The organism is Prosthecobacter sp. (assembly GCF_014879935.1).
Classification (GTDB): Bacteria; Verrucomicrobiota; Verrucomicrobiia; order Verrucomicrobiales; family Verrucomicrobiaceae; genus Prosthecobacter.
Genome location: NZ_JACSRD010000106.1, coordinates 1 through 20,954 on the forward strand (window position 1 = coordinate 1; position 20,954 = coordinate 20,954).

Annotated in this window: 15 protein-coding genes; 8 read left to right on the top strand and 7 right to left on the bottom strand. The window is 61.0% G+C overall.

Annotated features, from left to right (window positions below):
- Positions 1 to 1,129 (top strand): LysM peptidoglycan-binding domain-containing protein (locus IAE77_RS06870; protein WP_294223768.1); only part of this gene is annotated, 1,129 nt, incomplete at its 5' end.
- Positions 1,130 to 1,166: 37 nt separating this feature from the next.
- Here IAE77_RS06870 and IAE77_RS06875 read toward each other — a convergent pair.
- Complete coding sequence (locus tag IAE77_RS06875; protein WP_294223771.1) at positions 1,167 to 1,691, bottom strand: cytochrome C; 525 nt, start codon at positions 1,689 to 1,691, stop codon at positions 1,167 to 1,169.
- 170 nt (positions 1,692 to 1,861) lie between these two features.
- Here IAE77_RS06875 and IAE77_RS06880 point away from each other — a divergent pair, with 170 nt between their 5' ends.
- Together IAE77_RS06880 and IAE77_RS06885 are read left to right on the top strand one after the other, a co-directional pair.
- Positions 1,862 to 5,035, top strand: coding sequence for a PVC-type heme-binding CxxCH protein (locus tag IAE77_RS06880; protein WP_294223774.1), 3,174 nt, complete (start codon positions 1,862 to 1,864; stop codon positions 5,033 to 5,035).
- Positions 5,036 to 5,307: 272 nt separating this feature from the next.
- Positions 5,308 to 6,282, top strand: coding sequence for a squalene/phytoene synthase family protein (locus tag IAE77_RS06885; protein WP_294223778.1), 975 nt, complete (start codon positions 5,308 to 5,310; stop codon positions 6,280 to 6,282).
- Between the two features lies 1 nt (position 6,283).
- On the opposite strand, the gene IAE77_RS06890 is transcribed toward IAE77_RS06885, so the two are convergent.
- The gene (locus IAE77_RS06890; protein ID WP_294223781.1) at positions 6,284 to 7,792 is read right to left on the bottom strand and encodes an efflux transporter outer membrane subunit; all 1,509 of its coding nucleotides are present in this window, start codon (positions 7,790 to 7,792) and stop codon (positions 6,284 to 6,286) included.
- A gap of 51 nt (positions 7,793 to 7,843) precedes the next feature.
- Here IAE77_RS06890 and IAE77_RS06895 point away from each other — a divergent pair, with 51 nt between their 5' ends.
- Positions 7,844 to 8,101, top strand: coding sequence for a UPF0175 family protein (locus IAE77_RS06895; RefSeq protein ID WP_294223784.1), 258 nt, complete (start codon positions 7,844 to 7,846; stop codon positions 8,099 to 8,101).
- Positions 8,088 to 8,585, top strand: coding sequence for a DUF3368 domain-containing protein (locus IAE77_RS06900; protein ID WP_294223787.1), 498 nt, complete (start codon positions 8,088 to 8,090; stop codon positions 8,583 to 8,585). The genes IAE77_RS06895 and IAE77_RS06900 overlap by 14 nt, the downstream gene beginning before the upstream one ends.
- 1 nt (position 8,586) lies before the next feature.
- On the opposite strand, the gene IAE77_RS06905 is transcribed toward IAE77_RS06900, so the two are convergent.
- The 3 genes from IAE77_RS06905 to IAE77_RS06915 all read right to left on the bottom strand — a co-directional run bounded on the left by IAE77_RS06905 (position 8,587) and on the right by IAE77_RS06915 (position 13,616).
- Positions 8,587 to 11,760 carry a multidrug efflux RND transporter permease subunit gene (locus tag IAE77_RS06905; RefSeq protein WP_294223789.1) on the bottom strand — a complete coding sequence of 1,058 codons (3,174 nt, stop codon included), beginning with the start codon at positions 11,758 to 11,760 and terminating at the stop codon, positions 8,587 to 8,589.
- 31 nt (positions 11,761 to 11,791) lie between these two features.
- A complete protein-coding gene (locus tag IAE77_RS06910; protein WP_294223791.1) occupies positions 11,792 to 12,949 on the bottom strand; it encodes an efflux RND transporter periplasmic adaptor subunit in 1,158 nt (385 codons plus the stop codon).
- Between the two features lie 64 nt (positions 12,950 to 13,013).
- The gene (locus tag IAE77_RS06915) at positions 13,014 to 13,616 is read right to left on the bottom strand and encodes a TetR/AcrR family transcriptional regulator (RefSeq protein WP_294223792.1); all 603 of its coding nucleotides are present in this window, start codon (positions 13,614 to 13,616) and stop codon (positions 13,014 to 13,016) included.
- A 112-nt stretch (positions 13,617 to 13,728) separates the two neighbouring features.
- On the opposite strand from IAE77_RS06915, the gene IAE77_RS06920 reads away from it, so the two are divergent.
- Complete coding sequence (locus IAE77_RS06920; protein WP_294223795.1) at positions 13,729 to 15,201, top strand: sigma-54 dependent transcriptional regulator; 1,473 nt, start codon at positions 13,729 to 13,731, stop codon at positions 15,199 to 15,201.
- Here IAE77_RS06920 and queC read toward each other — a convergent pair.
- Together queC and queF are read right to left on the bottom strand one after the other, a co-directional pair.
- Positions 15,177 to 15,845 carry a 7-cyano-7-deazaguanine synthase QueC gene (queC, locus tag IAE77_RS06925; RefSeq protein ID WP_294223798.1) on the bottom strand — a complete coding sequence of 223 codons (669 nt, stop codon included), beginning with the start codon at positions 15,843 to 15,845 and terminating at the stop codon, positions 15,177 to 15,179. The genes IAE77_RS06920 and queC overlap by 25 nt on opposite strands.
- Complete coding sequence (queF, locus tag IAE77_RS06930) at positions 15,842 to 16,273, bottom strand: preQ(1) synthase (RefSeq protein ID WP_294223801.1); 432 nt, start codon at positions 16,271 to 16,273, stop codon at positions 15,842 to 15,844. The genes queC and queF overlap by 4 nt, the downstream gene beginning before the upstream one ends.
- 104 nt (positions 16,274 to 16,377) lie before the next feature.
- Between queF and IAE77_RS06935 the strand changes: the two genes are divergently transcribed.
- Both IAE77_RS06935 and IAE77_RS06940 read left to right on the top strand, forming a co-directional pair.
- On the top strand, positions 16,378 to 17,163 hold the full coding sequence (locus tag IAE77_RS06935) for an IclR family transcriptional regulator (protein ID WP_294223804.1): 786 nt from the start codon (positions 16,378 to 16,380) through the stop codon (positions 17,161 to 17,163).
- Positions 17,160 to 20,942 carry a DUF1553 domain-containing protein gene (locus IAE77_RS06940; protein WP_294223807.1) on the top strand — a complete coding sequence of 1,261 codons (3,783 nt, stop codon included), beginning with the start codon at positions 17,160 to 17,162 and terminating at the stop codon, positions 20,940 to 20,942. The genes IAE77_RS06935 and IAE77_RS06940 overlap by 4 nt, the downstream gene beginning before the upstream one ends.
- Positions 20,943 to 20,954 lie beyond the last annotated feature (12 nt).

Genomic DNA, 20,954 nt, shown 5'->3' on the forward strand with positions numbered 1-20,954 from the left:
AGCTAAACGTCAGGCCGCAGTCGAAGCCACGCGTCAGGCCGCCGCCACGGTGCAGGCCCCCGCGACGTATGCACCGGCCTACCCGGGCACCTATCCACCGCCTCCCGGCTACACTTACCCGCCACCTGCTGGGTATCGCCTGCCCACCTCCAAACCCGCGGCAAGCACGAAGTCGTCATCGAAGTCCTCCAGTTCTTCAAAAAAATCAACCGCTGGCCCGCCTCCGCCGCCCGCCAGCAAGGTCTATGGCCCCACGGGCGATCTCAGCACCCAGGTGGCGAAACTGAAGGACAGCGACAAGGTGCAGAACCTCCGCCTCAGCGAGCTGGAACGCGATGTGAGCAGCATCAAGCGCGGGAAGGGCAGCCGCTACGACGGCGGCACGGACCTGGCCGCGCACACCACCTATGTCGCCCGCCCCGGCGACACGCTGTGGCGCATCGCCAACACCCACCGCGTCAGCATTGGCGAGATCCAGCAGCTCAACCGCATGAACGGTGAGGAGGTCCACGTGGGCCAGACGCTCCTCATTCCCTCGCCCCACCGCCTCAGTTCCGGCCTCACGCAGGCCAGCTACAAGCCTTCCACGCCCGGCGGCTCCACGTCATCCACACAGACCACCTCCCAGCTCTACTACACCATCAAAAAGGGAGACAGCCTGAAGGCCATCGCCATCAAGCACAAGACGACCACTGCCGCGCTCGCCAGCGCCAACCGCATCAAGGACCCCAACAAGATCGTGGTCGGTCAGCGCCTGAAGATTCCCGGCCGCACCACCAGCGTCGCCAGCCCGGCCGTCGCGTCCTCCAGCCCCGACACCGTCCCCCTGCCCGGCTTTGGCACGAACGACCAGCCACCTCCGCCGCCCAGCAACGGGCTGGCCCCGGCTCCAGCGCCAACATCGACTCCTGCAGCACCTGCCAAACCCTCCACACCGGCCAGCGATTCCCACCGTGGCATCCTCGCCTACCGTGTCGATGGCTCCGACACGCTGGACACGATCGCCCAGCAGTTCAGCACCACGCCGGAACACATCCGCGAGATGAACCGCATGGACGCCAGCATGAAGCTCAAAAGCGGTGACGAAATCATGGTCCCGGCCATGGGAGCGGTGTCGGTCAGCCGGTGATCTTCACCTCCAGCCGCCGTTTTCCACGCTTCGGGGCTCACTCCCGCACGAAATCCCGCATCTCGTAGAGCTTCGGGTCGCGAACGGGTGTCTTCCGGCCGGTTTTCACCCGCTTGAGGATCTGGGAGAACAGGGCGTCCCCCTCCCCTCCTTCATCCATGCCGCCGAACTCGGCTTCGAGCTTTTCGGGATCTTCGCCGGATTCGAGGCGGCGCACCATCTCGCGCAACTCCGGCGGCGTCTTGTCACCCATCAGGTCGGTCATCTTGCGCATGAAACGGCCGATCTGCCGCGGATCGGGGTTCTCCTCGTCCATGCCTCCCATCTCGCGCTCCATGTCCGCCATGAAGCTCTCCATCTTGGTTTCATCCATGCCCGCGAAAGGATCGTCCTCACTTTCCTCCTTCGCCCGGCCGATCACGGCAAACGGTGAGACCCGGCGCTCCATCTTCAAAGCCTCGCCATCCGGACACACCGGCGTTTTGTCGCGATAGGACAGCGTGCGGGCGAGGAAAGAATACAGCTTGTTGTTGTCGGGGCAGTAGAACTCGTAAATCGGCATGGTGCGTGGGGAAAATTCAGCGCGCCTAACATAAACAGCCGTCAAGTCTCCTCAAGGAAAGCCCAAGGTGCAGTTCCAAGTTCCAGGTCCCAAGTTTCAATGCCCCTTCATCCTGAAACCTGGAACTTGAAACATGAGACCCTCGCCGCCCGTGTGAAAAGCTCCGCCCCATGAAGCGCCTCCTTTTCCTCCTCGCCTTCTGCCCTCTGCTCTCGGCTTTCGCCCAGCTCCCGCTGGAGTTGAAACCGGGCACGCGCATCGCCCTCATCGGGAACTCGCTCTTCGATCGCATGCGCGACGACGGCCAGTTCGAGGCGCTCATGCACCAGCGCTTTGCCAAGGAGAAGCTCGTCTTCCGCAACCTGAGCTGGTCCGCCGATGAAGTGGCTCTCCGCCCTCGCCCCGATGGCTTTGGCGACCTCAACCAGCACCTCGCCGAGCACAAGGCCGACGTGATCCTCGCCGCCTTCGGCTTCAACGAGAGCTTCAAAGGCGAAAAGGGCCTCGCCGAGTTCGAAACGCTCCTCAAGGCCTTCCTCATCGAGTTGAAGGCGCATCGCTACAACGGCACCTCCGAGCCGAAAATCGTCCTCGTGAGCCCCACCGCCGCTGAGAAGCCTCACGAGCACCTCAACGCGCAAATCAAGCTCTACACCGACGCGATGAAAAAGGTCGCCGCAGCCGAGAAAGTGGCCTTCGCGGACGTCTTTGATATTCCGCCTTCCGAATTCCGCACTCCGCATTCCACCAACGGCGTCCACCTCAACCAGGAAGGCTACCGCGCCTTCTCCGAGCGTCTCTACAACCAGCTCACGCAAGAAACCCCGCCGAAGCTCAACGAAGCCGTCCGCGCCGCCGTCGTCGAAAAGGAGGACAAATTCTTCCAGCACTACCGCCCGCTGAACTACTACTACATCAAAGGCGGCCGCATGGAGCCCTACGGCGTCGTGAACTTCCCCGGAGAGCTGAATAAGCTCCTCCAGATGACCGAAGCACGCGATGAGGCCATTTGGAGATCCGTCGGATCGGTCGGATCAGACCGATCTGTCCCTCCCGACGACACAAAGACAGATGTGCTCCCCACCATCACCGGAGACCGCCCCATCAACGAATGGCTCTCTCCCGCCGATGAACTCGCCGCCTTCAAAATCGACCCGCGCTTCGAAGTCAGCCTCTTCGCCTCCGAGGAAGACTTCCCGGAGCTCTTCGTGAAGCCCATCGCCATTCGGTTTGATGGTAAAGGCCGCCTGTGGGTCAGCACGAGCACCACTTACCCGCAAATCATGCCCGGCGAGGCCCCGCAGGACCGCATCCTCATTCTCGAGGACACGAATGGCGACCACCGCGCGGACAAATGCAGCGTGTGGGCCGACAAGCTCGCCATTCCGCTCAGCTTTGAGTTCGGCAATGGCGGCGTCTTCGTCTCCGACCAGCCGCACCTCACCTTCCTCAAAGACACCGATGGCGACGGCAAGGCCGACCACCGCGAAAAACTCCTCACCGGCTTCGGCACCGAGGACAGCCACCACGCGCTGCACGACTTCGTCTGGAGCCCCGAGGGCGATCTCATCTTCCGCGAGAGCATTTTCCATCACAGCCAGGTCGAGACGCCCTACGGCCCCGTCCGCGCCCGCGAGAGCAGCTTCTTCCGCTACACGCCCGCCACCGGCAGACTGCTCGCCTTTGGCAGTTACATTAGCACGAATCCCTGGGGCATCACCTTCGACGACTGGGGCTTCCACGTCGGCAGCCATCCCGTCTTCGCCAGCGCCGTGCACGCGCTCAATGCGCCCTACCCCGACATCCACATCCCCGCCGGCAACTATTTTCCTGCTTACAGCGGCACCTGCGGCCAGGAATTCCTCACCAGCAGCCACTGGCCCAAAGACCTGCGCGACAAAAAACACTTCATGCGCGTGCGCTACAAGCCCACCAACGAAGTCGAGCTGCACGAGTGGGTGGAGCACGACACGCACTTCGAGGAAAAGAAAGTCGGCATCGTCTTCCAGAGCACGAACCTCAGTTTCATCCCCGTGGACATCCAGCAAGGCCCCGACGGCGCGATGTACATCGCCGACTGGTACAACCCCGTCAAAGGCCACATGCAATACTCCCTGCGCGACACCCGCCGTGACAAAAAATCCGGCCGCATCTGGCGCATCACCGCGAAGAGTCAAAAACTCGAAGAAGCACCCAAGATCGCTGGAGCGAGCATCCCCGAGCTGCTGGAACTGCTGAAGAGCGAGAACTACCGGACAAGGTACCGGGCGAAGGTGGAGCTGAGGGAGCGAGATCCGAAGGAAGCACTTAATGCAATGCACACGTTTGCCACCTCCATCAGTAATCGCACAGAGCTTCATTCCAGCGTTTTCTGCTACGAACTGATGAATCTAAGCCAAGCCATAATCGCTCCAAATTATAAGCGTTGGTCAAGCACGATGGATTTGAACAATAGCGAAAAAGATCGAAGCCACTTCCTTAGCCTCTTCGCCACTCCTCTTGTCTTTAAGAGCCTGATGTTTGAATCGGCATCGGCACAAGCGCGTGCCGCCGCCACAAGACAACTGCGATTTCCAAAAGGCGACCCTTTATCGCAATGGCAAAGCGGCACTCTCATGGGAAGCCCCAGTACAACTGAAGATCAGCGACGATTGTCCAAGTCCTGCAACGACCCCAGCGGCCTCGTCCGTCTCGAAGCAGCCATCGCGGCGAGTTACATCGGCACGCCAGAGGCCTTGGAGGCCGCGCTCGATCTGCTGAAGCACCCGATGGACCCTTACCTCACCTACGCGCTGCGCACCTCGCTCGACAGCCACACGCTGCAGCCGCTTTGGAAGGGCAACACCGCCTTCATGCAGAAGCATCCCGAGCTTACAAAATTCCTCAAAGACAGCGAGCCCACCAAACCCGCGCTCATGGCGAAAAAGAAGAAGCCCGAGCCGCCGAACCCCTTCGACGCCCAGCCCGGCCTGCAAACCATCACCATCAAGACCATCCCCGAGCGCCTGCTCTACGACCTGCGTGAGTTCAAAGTCGCCCACGGAGCCCCCGTGAAGCTCGTTTTCGAAAATCCCGACGTCACCCCGCACAATCTCCTCATCGTCCAGCCCGGCGCGGCGGACGAAGTCGGCCTCGCCGGCAACGAAATGGCCAAAACGCCCGACGGCTTCGCCAAAGGCTTCATCCCCGACTCCCCGAAGATCCTGCACAAAACCAAAATGCTCAACCAAGGCGACCGCGAAGTCCTCCGCTTCACCGCGCCCACCGCCAAGGGCAAATACCCCTACATCTGCACCTTCCCCGGCCACTGGCTCGTCATGAAAGGCGAGATGATCGTCGAGTAAAGTAGTGCCGGGCTTCAGCCCGCACCAGCCTCCTTCGGTCATTCGTTCACGCCATGTCCCAGCGCCCTCTTCCAATACGCGATGGGGGAGGCGTGATGCGATTTTGACTAGCTAGCTAGCTAGCTGCGCTCACCCTTCGGGCAAGCTTCGCTGTCTATCTCCGCTGCGCTCCGGTCCCCAGCAATCTCCGCCGCTTATCCAACTTGCGACAGATGAAACGTCTTTACCGTGATTTGTTCGGATGACACGCTAAAGAAGCCTGAACAACGTAAATGAGTGACGAATCCCACCACGAACGCGAACTCGGCGGCCAGTTGCTGGCTGCGGTGTCGCGTTCGTTTTATCTCACGCTCAAAGCGCTGCCGAAGGAGCTGCGGGAGCCCATTTCACTGGCCTACCTGCTCGCACGCACCGCTGACACCATCGCAGACACCGCCAGCGTGAGTGCTGAGGTGCGCCTGGACTGCCTTGAACGCTATCGTGCTCTTGTTCGTGGTGACTCGGCCGTGGATTCGCTCGCTAGCACACTCCGCGAACAGTTCTGCCCGCAGCAGAGTGACGACGCCGAGCGCCGCCTCATGGAAAAATTCGCCGATGGCATCGCCTGGCTTCGAACCATGCAGCCCACGCCGCTCGTCGCGATCCAAAACGTGCTGGAACACATCATCGACGGCCAGATGCTCGACATCCGCCGCTTTCCCTCCGACGGCCAGCTTCGCAGTCTCACATCAGCGGAAGAACTCGATGAATACACATGGCTCGTCGCCGGTTGCGTCGGCGAATTCTGGACCCAGCTCTGCGCCAGCGAACTTCCAAGTTCACTCGATCCCGCCGTCACCACCGCGCAAATGCAGGACTGGGGCGCTCGCATGGGCAAAGGACTGCAACTCATCAACATCCTGCGTGACATCGGCGAGGACACCCGCGACGGCCGCTGCTACCTGCCCTGCCAGCCTTCTGAAATTCAAACCGAGTGGCGCAAATGGCTGCAAACCTCCACCGAGCATCTCGAATGCGGCCTGCGCTACGTCCAGCACGTCGCCCACGGCAAACTCCGCTACGCCACCGCCCTTCCCCTGCTCCTCGGCATTCAAACCGTCGCCAAAATGCGCGACGCCTCGTGGGACCAAGTGATGAGCGGCCTCAAAATCTCCCGCCTCGACGTCGCCAGCATCCTCGCCCAAGCCGCAATCGCCTGCCGCAATGCGAACGCAGTCGAAAAGCTGTATCGAAAACTCGCGGTTTGAATCAATCCCGCACAAACCAGCCTTTCATGCGGCTGAAGATGCCCGGCTTGTCTTGATCGAGGTTTTTCGCCGCTGGATCAGGCGTCGTCGCAGGCATGGGCGCGGGCACTTTTTGATCCCAACCTCCGCCGATGGCCTTGATGAGGCCCACGGTAGCGATCAGACGCTGCCCGGCGATCTGTGCTGTGGCACGCTGCATGGCGAGCGTGGTGCGATTCGCCTCGATTACGTTGAGATAGGGGCTGGTTCCCGCTTCGTAGCGCGTCTTGGCCAGTTGCGCCGCTCTTTCAGCGCTTTCACGGGCACGCTGCTGCGAGCCGGCCTGGGTGCCGAGATTGCGGATGGAGGCCAGACTGCTCTCCACATCGGCCAACGCGGCGAGGAAGGCCTGCCGGTAGCTGGCAAGCGCCTCGTCATGCACGGCCTTCGATTTCGCGAGGTTCCAGCGGTTCTTGTTTCCGGAGAAGAGCGGCACGTTCAGGCTCGGGCCCACGCTCCACATCAACGAGGTGGGTTCGAACAGCAGGTCGATGTCGCCACTCTGAAATCCGCCACGTCCCAGGAGCTTCAGACTTGGAAAAAACTGCGCCTTCGCCACGCCGATGCGCGCCGTGGCGGCGTGCAGCGCACGCTCCGCCTGTGAAATGTCCGGGCGCCGCTCCAGCAGGTCGCTTGGCAGCCCTGTCGGCACAGAGGGCGGTGAAGACAGCGCACCCGTCGCCACGGGCACACGAAACGACGAAGCTGCGGTGCCGACAAGAATCGCGATGACGTTCTCGAGCTGATCGCGCTGAGCCTGGAGCGCTGAAATCTCCGCCTCGGCGCTGGCGACCTCCGTTTCCGCCTGCGCCTGCTCCAGTTCACTGCCCGCACCCGCCTGCACGCGTGCCGAGGCGATCTTCAGCGCCTCATTCCGCCATCCGACGGCCTGACGCACGATCTGCATCTCGTTGTCGAGCGTACGAAGCTTGAAGTAATTCGTCGCCAGCTCGGCCTGGATGCCAAGAAGGATGTTATGCACGGCATCCGCCGCCGCGGCAGCATCCGCACGTGCACCTTCATTCTGGCGGCGGATCTTTCCCCACAGATCGATCTCCCAACTGAAGTCGAGCGGCGCATTGTAGGCCGGACCATCGTAGCGCAGACCATTGAGAGGAAATGGCGAGGGCATGTTCTCAGAGGTCTGCTGCGTCTCACCGGTCAAGGGCAGGCTGAGTGATGGGAAGAAGTCGCCACGTGCCATGCGAGCTGCCGCGCGAGCCTGATCAAAGCGAGCAATCGCAGCTTTGATCTGCTGATTGTTCGCCGTGGCGGCGGAAAGAAGACCGTTCAGCCGCGAATCGTGAAACACCTTCCACCATTCGCCCTTCGGCAGGTGCGCTGAAGGCGTCGCCGCACGCCAGGTGACACCTTTGAACTTCGGCGGAGCCGCGCTGAGCGGACGTTCATAATTCGGCCCGACCTGGGCAAACGCGGAAGCGGTGAATGTGAGGATAAGAAGGGAGCGCATGAGGAGAAATCAGTTGTTGGCAGGCGTGAGGCTTTTGGGCAACTTGAGAGCATGAAACTGGAGATCGAGATTCCAAACCTTGAGGACGGTCATCGTATTCATGAACCAGAAGGCCGGGCAAAATTGCTCGTGGAGCTGGCCTGTCGGCTTTATGAAAAGGATGCCATCACCTTTGGTCAGGGGCGGGAACTGGCGGGACTTGGCTTCCTTGAGTTTCAGAAAGCCCTCGCAGAGCGCGAGATCCCCCGGATGACCCTGGAAAGCTTCATGCTCGAAATCAACCAGCCCCCTGCTCATGCTGGTCATTAGCGACACGTCCGTCGTCTCCAATCTGGCCTTGATTCGACGCCTCAAACTGCTCTTCCAAGTCTTCGATGATGTGGTGATTCCCGTGCGGGTGTTCTCCGAACTGAGGCGCTTAACCGGCGCACATGCCTTGAAACTAATCGATGAGGCCGTTGAGAGTGGATCGCTCAAAGTGGAAGAACTGACCACAGCCGAATGCCAGCTCGCTGACCAGCTTGTATCCGAGTTGGATCGCGGTGAGGCCGAAGCGATCGCGCTGGCCGAATTGCGCCACGCTGATGTTCTCTGCATTGATGAAGTGCGTGGGCGCAGAGTGGCCATAGAACACGGTTTGCGTATCAAAGGGCTGCTTGGCATCCTGGATGACGCCAAAGCAGCAGGCTTTCTCAACGCGATCACGCCTTGCCTGGATGAGCTGGAAGCCGAGGCTAATTTTTTCATGAGCAAGGGATTGAAACGTGAAATCCTACGACTGGCAGGCGAGTGACTCATGCGGCGGCGGATTCCGCATGTATCACCTCCGCAGTAGCCGCCTTCTTCCGCTTGTGCCCGATCATCACCAGCACATAAAACACCGGTGTGAGGAACAGGCCGAGGAAGGTCACGCCGATCATGCCGCTGAAGACGGCGGTGCCCATGGCACGGCGCATCTCCGCACCAGCGCCAGTGGAAACGACGAGCGGATACACGCCGGCGATGAAAGCGATTGAAGTCATCAAAATCGGGCGCAAACGCAGGCGGCAGGCCTCCAGCGCTGCCTCGAACGGCGTGAGGCCGTGATCGTTCTTCTCCTTGGCAAATTCGACGATGAGGATGGCGTTTTTGCACGCGAGGCCGATCAACACGATGAAACCGATCTGCGTGAAGATGTTGTTGTCCCCGCCGGTGAGATGCACCCCGGCCAAAGCGAACAACAGGCACAGCGGCACGATCAAAATGATCGCCAGCGGCAGCCGCAGGCTCTCATACTGCGCAGCCAGCACCATGAAGACGAGCAGGATGCACAGCGGATAGATGAACACGGCCGTGTTGCCGGCGATGATTTTCTGGTAAGTCAGATCGGTCCATTCGAACTCGAATCCACCCGGCATCGCCTCTTTGACGATGCTGGCGATCAAGTCCTCGCCCTGACCGGAGCTGAGCGGTGGCAGCGCCGAGCCGCTGATGTCAGCAGCAAGGTAACCGTTGTAGTGAAAGACGCGGTCCGGGCCGAAGCTCTCATTCACCTTCACCAGTGAGCCGATGGGAACCATCTCGCCGGCCGCGTTGCGTGTTTTGAGCCGCGTGATGTCGCCCACCTCATCGCGGAACTTCTGTTCCGCCTGGGCGACGACCTGGTAGGTGCGTCCGAAGCGGTTGAAATCGTTCACATAAAGGCTGCCGAGGTTAATTTGAAGCGTTTCGTAGAGGTTCGCCAGCGGCACGCCCTGTGACTTCGCCTTCTCACGATCCACATCGGCTTCGAGCTGCGGAACGTTCACGGTGTAGCCCGTGTAGGTCATGCCAAACTTGCCGCTGCCCATCGCAGCGCCGATCAGGCCCTGCGTAGTCTTGTAGAGCTCCGCGTAGCCACGATTGCCGCGATCCTCGATCATCATCTTGAAGCCGCCCGCGGTGCCGATGCCGTTCACCGGTGGCGGTGGCAGCACGAGCACAAACGCGTCCTGGATGGCCATGAACTGACCGTTGAGCGCCCCGGCGATGGCGGCGCTGTTGAGGTCGGGCGTCTTGCGTTTCTCAAATTCATCCAAGCCGACGAAAACGATGCCGCTGTTCGGACTGGCGCTGAATCCGTGGATGCTCAGACCCGGGAAAGCGATGGCGTCATTCACGCCGGGCTGATTCTTCGCGATCTCCGACATGCGGCGCATCACGGCGTCGGTGCGATCCAGCGACGAGCCTTCCGGAAGCTGCGCAAAGCCGATCAAGTAAGCTTTGTCCTGCGCCGGCACGAAACCTTCCGGCACGATCTGGAAGCCCTTCATCGTGGCCCACACCAGACCGCCATAAATCATCAGTGCGATGATGCTCAGCCGGATCGTGCGCTTCACGATGCCGACATAGACATTCGACGACCACTCGAAGAAGCGGTTGAACGGCCGGAAGAACCAGCCGAGCAGCAGGTCCATCGTCTTCGCGATGAGATCCTTCTTCTCGTCGTGGCCTTTCAGCAGCAAGGCGGACAGCGCCGGTGAAAGCGTGAGCGAGTTGATCGCCGAAATGACCGTCGAGATGGCGATGGTGACCGCAAACTGTTTGTAGAACTGGCCGCTGAGGCCGCTGATGAAGGCCGTGGGGATGAAAACCGCGCAAAGCACGAGCGCGGTGGCGATGATCGGCCCCGTGACCTCCTTCATCGCCTGCCGTGTCGCTTCGACGGGTTTCAAGCCGTTGCGAATGTTTCGTTCGACGTTTTCGACGACGACGATGGCGTCATCCACCACGATGCCGATGGCCAGAACGAGGCCGAAAAGGCTCAGATTGTTGATCGAAAAGCCCAGCGCATGCATCACGGCAAAAGTGCCGACCAGCGACACCGGCACAGCCGCGAGCGGAATGATCGACGCACGCCACGTTTGCAGGAAAATCACCACCACGATGACGACGAGCAGAATGGCCTCCAACAGCGTGTGAATGACCGCGTCGATGGATTTATCGACAAACACGGTCGGATCGTAAGCGATGGCGTAATCGACGCCCTCCGGCATTTTTTGCTTCAACTCGGCCATGCGTGCGCGCACCGCCTGCGAGACAGCCAATGCGTTGGAGCCAGGAAGCTGGAACACGCCCATGCCGACGGCTTTTTTGTTATTCAGCAGGCTGCGTAGCGCATACTCGCCGCTGCCCATCTCGGCACGAGCCACATCGCGCAGCCGCAGCTTCTCGCCATGCGGGCCGGTTTTGACGATGATCTGCTCAAACTCCTCCTCGGTGATCAAGCGTCCCTTTGCATTCACCGTCAGCTCAAACGCGACGTCCTTGGTTGGCTGCTGACCGATGGTTCCGGCTGCGACCTGGATGTTTTGCTCCCGGATCGCGTTCACGATGTCGCTGGCCGTCAAACCACGTGCCGCTGCCTTGTCAGGATCGATCCAGATGCGCATCGCATACTCGCCACCGCCGAAGATCTGCACCTGGCCGACGCCGGAGAGGCGGGACAACTCGTCCTTCACGTTCAGCGTGGCGTAGTTTCTCAGGTAAATCTCGTCGTAGCGATCATTCGGTGAGAGCAGATGCACCACCAGCGTCATGTCCGGCGAGGACTTCACTGTGGTCACACCAAAGCGACGCACTTCCTCGGGCAGCTTCGGCAACACCTGCGAGACACGGTTCTGCACCTGCACCTGCGCCAGATCGAGGTCCGTGCCGATCTTGAAGGTCACGGTCAGAATCATCACGCCGTTCGCCGTGCTCTGCGACGACATGTAAAGCATGTTCTCCAGGCCGTTCACGGTCTGTTCGAGCGGCGAGGCGACGGTTTCTGCGATCGTCTTCGGATTCGCACCGGGATAGTTCGCTGTCACGATCACCGTCGGCGGCACGACTTCGGGATACTCCGAAATCGGAAGCTGGAAGAGCGAGATCGCCCCCAGGATGAAAGTCAGCAGCGACAACACGCCCGCGAAGATGGGGCGAGTGATGAAGAAGGACGAGAAGTTCATGAAGCGCGTGAGTGGGGGTTCGCTTCGCAGATCACTTGGCTGACGCTTGTTTCGCCCCATCGCCCGACACCGGCGCGACCGGCATCCCTGGCATCGGCAGACGGGCCTGGCCGTTGATGATGATCTTGTCACCAGCCGTCAATCCGCTGCGGACGATGCGCTTGCCGTCGATGGCCGGGCCGATGACCACCGGCTTGTAAACCGAGACCGCAGGCTGCTTCGATTCATCGACACCGAGGACATATTTGTTTGCCTGGTCGGTCAGGATGCTTTTTTCATCGACGAGCAGCGCGGCGTATTTGCCCGTCATCGGCAGGCGGATGCGCGCAAAAAGGCCCGGCGTGAGTTTCCCGTCGGTATTCGGGAATTCGGCACGCAGCACCATGCTGCCCGTGCTGGCATCAAGGCGGTTGTCGAAGGATTCGACGTGTCCCTTGTGCGGAAAACCGGCCTCGTCGGAGAGTTGCAGTTCCACCGGCACGCGATTGTCGCCATTGGTGAAGAGCTTCTTGTCGCGTCGCAGCGCCTGCAGCTTCAGCAGGCTGTTTTCATCGATGTCGGCATACACATAGACCGGATCGACGGTGACGATGGTCGTCAGCAGCGTGGTTCCAGCGGTGACGAAGTTGCCCGTGGTCGTCATCGTGCGGCTGATGCGGCCGGAGATCGGCGCTTTGACCGTGCTGTGCTCGAATTCGATCTCAGCGCTGTGTTCCGAGGCTTTTGCAGCCTCCAGCGCGGCCTGACCTTGCTTGAACATCGACTCGCGCGTCTCCGCCTGCTCCGGGGCGATGGCTTTCGCGGCCAGCAAAGCCGAGACACGGTCAAACTCCCGCTTCATGGCCTGCGCGTTCGCTTCTGCACGTGCAACCTCCGCCTTTGCGGCACGCAGCTTGGTTTCAAACGGCCGCTGATCGATGGTGAAAAGCACCTCGCCCTTTTTCACGAGCGCCCCGGCCTGGAAATGCACCTCCGTGATGTAACCAGCCACCCGAGGACGCAGTTCGACGGTCTCCACCGCCTCGACGCGCCCCGTGAACTCCTCCCATTCGACCAGTTCTCTCTGTTCCACCGGCGCGAGGGTCACCGGTGCTGGCGGCATTTGACCGCCGCCATGGCCACCACCCTCAGGCGGTTTGCCACAGGCAGCAAGGAGCAGGATGAGCGGGAGGAGGGTTTGAGGTTTCACGGGGCGCGTTGGTTTTGGGGTGGGAAGTTGACCAGTTGGTTAATAATTCGACACAGAACTAAGTTCACGCCTCGTCTTTGACGCCAAGGATGCGGCGGGCTCCAGCCTCCATCTCATTGAGGTGGCCGAGGTCGTTCCAGATGCGGGCGTGGAGGAGCAGCCCCTCCCCGTAGGCGAACACAATTCGCGCCAGGGCGGGCGCGTCCGGCACCTCGATCACACCCTGGAAATGAGCGTCGCGGATGGCGCTCTCATAATAGCGGATGAACTGTGCCAGGATCTCCTGGAGCTTGTTGCGGAGCTGCTCGTCCGTGGTGCTCACCTCGGCACCGAGCGAGTGGATCGGGCAGCCAAGCACACGGCCGTGTTTCTCCTTCATCTGCTCCTGTTCTTCACGAAACTCCCGGAAACAGCGCCAGATGCGCTCCAGCGGCGGAATCACCGGGGAAAACGTCTGGTCGAGCTGCTTGCGGTGCTCCGTCCAGCCATGGTCGATGGCCGTCAGGGCCAGCTCGGTTTTAGAATCAAAAAAGTGGTAGAAACTGCCTTTTTTCACGCCGGCCTTTTCACAAATGTGATCAACAGACGTCGTGCCATAGCTCCCGGTCCAGATGAGCTCGCTCATCGCTTCCATCAGGCGTTCTTTGGCGTCGGAGGTTCGTCCCATTCTCGCTCTAAAGCTGTAACTAGACGATTGGTCAACAATTTTTCCACCTTGGGGCCTGTCTGCGATTGCTTAACTTTCCCGAGCCTGCCAATGTGTGCCATTCCAACACTCCATGGACGACCAAGCCACTGTTCTCATCGTCGATGACGAAAAGCATACTCGCGACGGCCTGCGGCAGTCCTTGGAAGATGATTTCGACTGCTATGTCGCCTCTAACGCCGCCGAGGCGATGGAATACCTGAATAATGACCGCATCGACGTGATGCTGACCGATCTCCGCCTGGGCGAAGACGACGGCATGAAGCTGCTCGACGCCGCACTGGCCCTGCCCAAACCACCGGTCTGCATCATGATGACCGCCTATGGCAGCGTGGACACAGCCGTGGAGGCGATGCGTCGCGGGGCCTACCATTTTGTCACGAAGCCGCTGAACCTGGACGAGGTGGAGTTGCTCATCAAACGCGCTCTGCGCAGCCGCAGCCTCGAACACGAAAACGTGGCGCTGAAGCAGCAGGTGGAGCGCAAATTCTCCATCGAAGGGATCCTCGGGCAGGCCGAGGTGATGAAGCCGATTTTGGACACCATCCAGCAGGTGGCCCCATCACGTGCCACCGTCTTGATCGAAGGCGAAAGCGGCACCGGCAAGGAACTCGTCGCCCGCGCCATCCACAATCTCAGCGGCCGGCCGAAGGCAAACATCGTCGCCGTGCATTGCGCGGCCCTTTCACCGCAGATCCTCGAAAGCGAGCTCTTCGGCCACGAGAAAGGCGCCTTCACTGGTGCGCAGGAACGCCGCATCGGCCGGTTCGAGCAGGCGAACGGCGGCACGCTTTTCCTGGACGAGATCGGTGAGATCGATGGCAGCACGCAGGTCAAACTGCTCCGCGCTCTGGGCGAGCAGAGCATCGAGCGCGTCGGCAGCAGCAAGCCGATTCAAATCAACGTCCGCGTCGTTGCTGCGACGAACCGCGATCTCGCGAAGATGGTCGAGGAAGGGAAATTTCGTGAGGACCTCTACTGGCGCTTGCGCGTCGTCACGATCCACCTTCCGCCGCTGCGTGACCGCAAGAGCGACATCCCGGTGCTTTCGGATCACTTCCTCAAGGAACTCGCCAAGGCCAACGGCAAGGCCTACAAGCCGCTGGGCGAGGATGCGCTGCCCGCCATGATGAAATACGACTGGCCGGGCAACATCCGTGAGCTGCGTGCGGCCATCGAACACGGTGTCGTCATGAGCAACAGCAGCCGTGTGATGCTCAAGCACCTGCCGTCCTACCTGCTCAATCCGAACAGCCCTGGAATTGGCCTTCGTGCCCCGAAATCCGGTGCTGCGATGATGGCCAGCACGACCGAGCCGCTGACACCGGCGCCGAAGAGCGATCTCGACATCAATGAGGCTGAGCATCAGCTCATCCTCGCGGCGCTCCAACGCAGCGGCAACAACCGCACCGTCGCCGCCGAACTGCTCGGCATGAGCCGCCGCACGCTTCAGCGCAAGCTCAAGGACATGAACATGGTCCGCACGCATCGCCGGCGCATGCAAACCGACGCAGCAGCGCCTCAAGCAGCGACGCCGGAGTCGTAAACGGTCGGATCGACCAACCCGGCCAGTTTGAAGGCCTCGATGCGCTCCACGCAGGTGCCACATTTGCCGCAGTGAACCTCGCCACCTTTGTAGCAGGACCAGGTCTTGCCGTAATCGACACCGAGCGACGCGCCGAGCTTCGCGATGCCCGCTTTGTCGAGATGAATGAACGGACGCAGCAATTCGATGCGCGCGTAGGTGCCCTCGCGCATCGCGGCAGCCATGCCCTGCATGAACGGCTCGCGACAGTCGGGATAAATCGTGTGATCGCCCGCGTGCGCCGCGATCACCATCGCCTCGGCTCCGCGACTCTCTACGATGCCACATGCAATCGCGAGCATGATGCCGTTGCGGAACGGCACGACGGTCTTTTTCATATTTTCGTCGGCGTAGTGGCCTTCCGGCACCTCGCCACCGCTTTTGAGCAGATCGGAGGCAAAAAGACGATTCACAAAGTCGAGCTCGATCACATCGTGGTGCACGCCCGACTCGCCGCAATGCCACGCGGCCAGTGGAATCTCGCGATGGTTGTGCTTCGCGCCGTAATCGAAGCTCACCGCACCCACGACTTCGTGTTCTGAACGTGCCCAATGAAGCGCCGTCACGGAATCCATTCCACCGGAAAGCAGCACGAGCGTTTTCATTCCGGCAGACGCAGCGTTTCGTCGAGATCAGGGAAGCGGGCCTCGCAGGTGAGCTGGATGCCGCCGCGCGCGCCGAATTTGCCACGCACGACAACTTGCTTCGGCGCACAGGCCTTCACGATGTCATCGAGCACGCGGTTCACGATCGCTTCGTTGAAAGCGGCGTGATTGCGATACGAGGCGAGGTAGAACTTGAGCGACTTCGTCTCCACGCACTTCGCATCGGGGATGTAGTAGATTTCGAGGTGCGCGCTGTCCGGCTGGCCGGTGACGGGGCAGATTGAGCTGAATTCCGGCGAGCTGAGATGGATGCGGTAATTGCGTCCGGGCGTGCGGTTAGGGAACGTCTCGAGCACCGCCACATCCGGCGATACCGGCAGGCGATTTTCCGATCTTCCGAGCAAGGTGAGGTCTGTTTCTTGAGCCATGTGCGCGCAGAATGCGGGAGAGAGGCCGGATTGCAAATGCGATGAGCCAAGAGTCCAAGATTGCCCGATAGTTTTCCAAATCTGGAAGCGTTTCTGGATTTAGAATGCTACAAGAAGCCTCCATTCCCATCACCGATGACTCCCTCGCGCCCGGCACGGAGCGCACGCTGGCCATCCTCGAACTCCTCGGCCGCCACCGCGCCGGGCTGAGCCTCACCGAGATCGCCCGCGAGCTCGATTTGCCCGTAAACTCGGTCTTCCGCATCACAGGCACCCTGCACAGCCGCGGCTACCTCCAGCGCCGCGAGGACGACAAGCGCTTCGTGCTCACCAACAAGCTCTTCGACCTCTCCCGCCCTCAAGTGCGCGAAAAGAGCCTCGTCGTCTGCGCCCTAGAATCCCTCAAATGGCTGCGCGATGCCTCCGGCGAGACCACCCAACTGCTCACCAGCGTGAATCACAAGATGACTGTGTTGGAGCAGTGCATCTCTTCCCAGCCCATCAAAGTCAGCAGCACCGTCGGCCTCCAAGTGCCCATGTATTCCTGCGCTCCTGGCAAAGCGGTGCTCGCTCATCTGCCCGCCGCCGAACTCGATGCCTTCTTCGCGAACGTGAAGCTCAAGCAATACACGCCGACGACGCTCTCCACCCGCAGCGCCCTCGAAGCCGACCTCACCAAAACCCGCAAACGCGGCTACGCCACCGACCTCGCCGAAGGCCTCGAAGGCATCCACTGCGCCGCCGCCGCCGTGCTCGATGAATACCGTTACCCCGTCGCCGCCGTCACCGTCATGGCCCCGAGCTTCCGCCTGAAGCGCGACCAATTCGAAAAACTCGGCCACCTCTGCATCCAAGCCGCCGAAACCATCACCCGGAGGCTCTTGGCATGAAAAATCTCTTCTCCAACTCACGCCAAGCCGCCAAGCCTCAGAACCTTTGCGCCTTTGCGCCTTTGCGTGAGACCCTTTTCATCCTCTCTGCGCTCTTTGCCCCTCTGCCCCTCTGCGGCAAATCCGAGTCCCCACCAACACCTCAACAACTCGACTTCTTCGAGTCCCGCATCCGCCCCATCCTCGCGCAGGAGTGCTACGAATGCCACAGCACCGCCACCAAGCAAAAAGGCGGCCTCGTCCTCGACTCCCGCCCCGGCTGGCAAGCTGGCGGCGACTCCGGCGACACCATCAAGCCCGGCGACCCACAAAACTCCCTCCTCCTCCAAACGCTCAAACACGAGCACGAAGACCTCAAGATGCCCAAAAACGGCGCCAAGCTCGACGCCAAAGCCCTCGCCGACTTCGAACAATGGATCAAAGAAGGCGCTCCCGATCCCCGCGATGCCCCACCGAGCAAGGAACAGGTCGAAAAAGAAACCGCCTGGTCAGCCACCCTCGCACGCCGGAAGAATGAGTGGTGGGCGTTTCAACCGATCAAAGCTCAAAACTCAAAACTGAAAACCATCGATGATTTCACCGACGGCGAGCTGAAAAAACAAAACATCCCCGCCGCACCGCCCGCTGATCCCTCCACCCTCGCTCGCCGCATCAGCTACATCCTCACCGGCCTCCCACCGTCAGACTTGTCCGACAAGTCCGACCCGTCAGACCAGATCAACGCCCTCTTAAACTCCCCCGCCTACGGAGAAAAATGGGCCCGCCACTTCATGGACTGGGTCCGCTACGCTGAGTCCTACGGTTCCGAAGGCGATCCCGCCATTCCCTACGCCTACCGTTACCGCGACTACCTCATCCGCGCCTTCAACGACGACGTCCCTTATCCTCAACTCATCAAAGAAGCCATCGCCGGAGATCTCCTGCCAAAACCACGCCTCAAGAACGGCCTCAACGAAAGCGCCATCGGCATCGCCCAGCTTCGCATGGTGCTGCATGGCTTCTCGCCGGTCGATTCACTCGATGAGATGGTCACCTTCACCGACAACCAGATCGACACCGTCACCAAAGCCTTCCAGGCCCTCACCGTGAGCTGCGCCCGCTGCCACAACCACAAATTCGACGCCATCAGCCAGACCGACTTCTACGCCCTCTACGGCATCTTCACCAGCACCCACCCCGCCGTCATCGACGCCAACGCCCCCGGCACCGGCGATGCCATCCGCGCCGAACTCCAAAAACTCAAAACCGAGATCAAAGCCACCCTCATTCAAAACTGGCTCTCCAAACTCCCGTCAACACCGTCAACAAGGTCAATAGAGTCCCCCAAAACGCCCGCGTTCACCTTCCACGGCCTCCTCCACTCCAAACCCGGCGAATTCACCCTCCACGACAACACCCTCCGCATCCACCCCAGCGGCTACCTCTCGAACACCCTCACGCAAAAAGACCGCGCCGCCCTCTTCACCAACCGCTTCGAGAATCCCGGTGGCACGCTCTGGTTCCGCGTCGCCGGAAACGGCGGCGTGAAGGCCAAATACGTTGTGCAGAACTACCCCCGCACCGGCACCATTCACAAGGCCATCGAGCTCAAAGACGCCAAAGACGAAAAACTCGGCTGGCGCAGCCTCGACCTCGAATTCTGGAAGGGCGACGAAATCTTCCTCCAACTCACCACCGCCGCCGACATGCCCGCCGAATACAAAGCGGACGCTCCCTCCTGGTTCATCCTCAACGACGCCGTCATCACCAAAGACGCCACCGCGCCCCCCGCTCCCGCTGCTTCCAAAGCATCGCCTCGCCACCTCGTCGAAGCTTGGCAATCTAACACCCTCACCGATGCCGACGCCGAAGCCCTCGACGCCCTCATCCAATCCAAACAGCTCTCCCTCGACTCCATCACGCCACTCCTCCAGCGCTACCGCGACCTCGAAGCCAAGCTCCCGCTTCCCACTCGCGTCCCTGGCGTCATCGAAGCCGATCCCAAAGACGCGCCCCTCTTCGTCCGCGGCGACCACAAACAGCCCGCCGAGCTCGTCTCGCGTCGTTTCCTCGAAGCCCTCGATCCCAAGCCCTTCGCCACGAAACAAAGCGGCCGACTCGAACTCGCCGAGCGCATGGCGGACATGAAAAACAACCCGCTCACCGCCCGCGTCATCGTGAACCGCCTCTGGCATCACGTCTTCGGCCGCGGCATCGTCGCCAGCGTCGATAACTTCGGCAAGCTCGGCGACCTCCCGACCCATCCCGAGCTGCTCGACTTCCTCGCCCAGCGCTTCATCGACTCCGGCGGCAGCATCAAAAGCCTCCTTCGCGACATGTTGATGTCGAAGACCTTCCAGAGGAGTTCGCAGTTCTCGGTTCTCAGTTCTCAGTTAGACCCGGAAAACAAGATGCTCTCATACTGGAGCACCCGTCGCCTCGAAGCCGAGGCCATCCGTGACTCCATCGTCACCCTCTCCGGCCGACTCGATCCCACCCTCTATGGCGAGTCCGTCGGCAGCGGCGATGAGCGACGCAGCATCTACGTCAAAGTCATCCGCAACTCGCTTCCGCCCTTCCTCACCACCTTCGATGCCCCCGTGCCCTTCGCCACCCGCGGCAAGCGCGACTCCACCAACGTCCCCGCGCAATCGCTGACCTTGCTCAATGATCCCAACGTCATCGACTGGGCACGCAGTTGGGCTCTACGCACCCTCAACGATCTCAAAGACCGCCCCGACGACCTCCGCATCCGCCAGATGTTCCGCGAAGCTTTTTCCCGCGAAGCCACCGACGACGAGATCAAACAAAGCCAGGCCTACCTGACCTCCCTCCAAGCCGAAAGCGCCCAACAAGCCCAAAAGCTCACCCAGCAAGAAAACCAGCTCGCAGCGCTCAATCACCAGATCACCGCCATCCTCGAGCCCGCCCGCCAAAAACTCCTCAAAGCCCGTCCTTCCGTCGCTTCGGTCTCTTCCGTCCCTTCCCCACTCGCCGAATGGACCTTCGATGACCTCAACGACACACGCGGTAAACTCCCGCTCACCCTCACCGGCAGTGCCCGCCTCGAAAACGGAGCCCTCGTCGTCGATGGCCAGTCCATGGCCGAAAGCGGCTCATTGCCCAAAACCCTCACCGCCAAGACCCTCGAAGCCTGGGTCATGCTCGATGACCTCAAGCAGCAAGGCGGCGGCGTCATCACCGTGCAGCACAAGGATGGCGGCTTGTTCGATTCACTCGTCTTCGCCGAGAAAACACCCGCGCACTGGGTCGCCGGAAGCAACTTCTTCGAACGCAGCGAACTCTTCGAAGGCCCCGCCGAGACCGAAGCCGCCACACGTCCCGTGCATGTCGCTGTCGTCTATCAAGCCGGTGGCACCATCCGCGGCTACCGCGATGGCCAACCCTACGGCCGCACCTACCGCAAAGCCCCCGGCGCCATCTTCGAGCCCGACCAAAGCCAGATCCTCCTCGGCTGCCGCCACGCCAAACCCAGCGGCAACCACGGCCTCCGCGGCCGCATCTACCGCGCCCGCCTCTACGACCGCGCCCTTACGCCCGAGGAGATCTCCAAGACCTCCACCATCGAAGCCAACACCCTTCGCGAATCCGACATCCTCGCCGCCCTCACGGAGCCTCAGCGCCAACAGCTCCATGCTCTCCAATCCCAACGCGACGCGATGAATCAAGCCCTCGAAGCCTCTCGCACAGCGATCAGCACTGACAATCCCAAGGTACAAGCATGGACCAGCCTCGCGCAGAGCCTCATCAACCTCAAAGAGTTCATTTATCTTCGGTAGGTTGGCCGGTTC

Bases quoted from the DNA above. Each gene is read 5' to 3' on its own strand.
- IAE77_RS06875 (WP_294223771.1), bottom strand. From the start codon at position 1,691: ATGCCGATTTACGAGTTCTACTGCCCCGACAACAACAAGCTGTATTCT.
- IAE77_RS06900 (WP_294223787.1), top strand. From the start codon at position 8,088: ATGCTGGTCATTAGCGACACGTCCGTCGTCTCCAATCTGGCCTTGATT.
- queF (WP_294223801.1), bottom strand. From the start codon at position 16,273: ATGGCTCAAGAAACAGACCTCACCTTGCTCGGAAGATCGGAAAATCGC.
- IAE77_RS06895 (WP_294223784.1), top strand. From the start codon at position 7,844: ATGAAACTGGAGATCGAGATTCCAAACCTTGAGGACGGTCATCGTATT.
- IAE77_RS06905 (WP_294223789.1), bottom strand. From the start codon at position 11,760: ATGAACTTCTCGTCCTTCTTCATCACTCGCCCCATCTTCGCGGGCGTG.
- queC (WP_294223798.1), bottom strand. From the start codon at position 15,845: ATGAAAACGCTCGTGCTGCTTTCCGGTGGAATGGATTCCGTGACGGCG.
- IAE77_RS06935 (WP_294223804.1), top strand. From the start codon at position 16,378: ATGCTACAAGAAGCCTCCATTCCCATCACCGATGACTCCCTCGCGCCC.
- IAE77_RS06920 (WP_294223795.1), top strand. From the start codon at position 13,729: ATGGACGACCAAGCCACTGTTCTCATCGTCGATGACGAAAAGCATACT.
- IAE77_RS06885 (WP_294223778.1), top strand. From the start codon at position 5,308: ATGAGTGACGAATCCCACCACGAACGCGAACTCGGCGGCCAGTTGCTG.
- IAE77_RS06890 (WP_294223781.1), bottom strand. From the start codon at position 7,792: ATGCGCTCCCTTCTTATCCTCACATTCACCGCTTCCGCGTTTGCCCAG.
- IAE77_RS06915 (WP_294223792.1), bottom strand. From the start codon at position 13,616: ATGGGACGAACCTCCGACGCCAAAGAACGCCTGATGGAAGCGATGAGC.
- IAE77_RS06880 (WP_294223774.1), top strand. From the start codon at position 1,862: ATGAAGCGCCTCCTTTTCCTCCTCGCCTTCTGCCCTCTGCTCTCGGCT.
- IAE77_RS06940 (WP_294223807.1), top strand. From the start codon at position 17,160: ATGAAAAATCTCTTCTCCAACTCACGCCAAGCCGCCAAGCCTCAGAAC.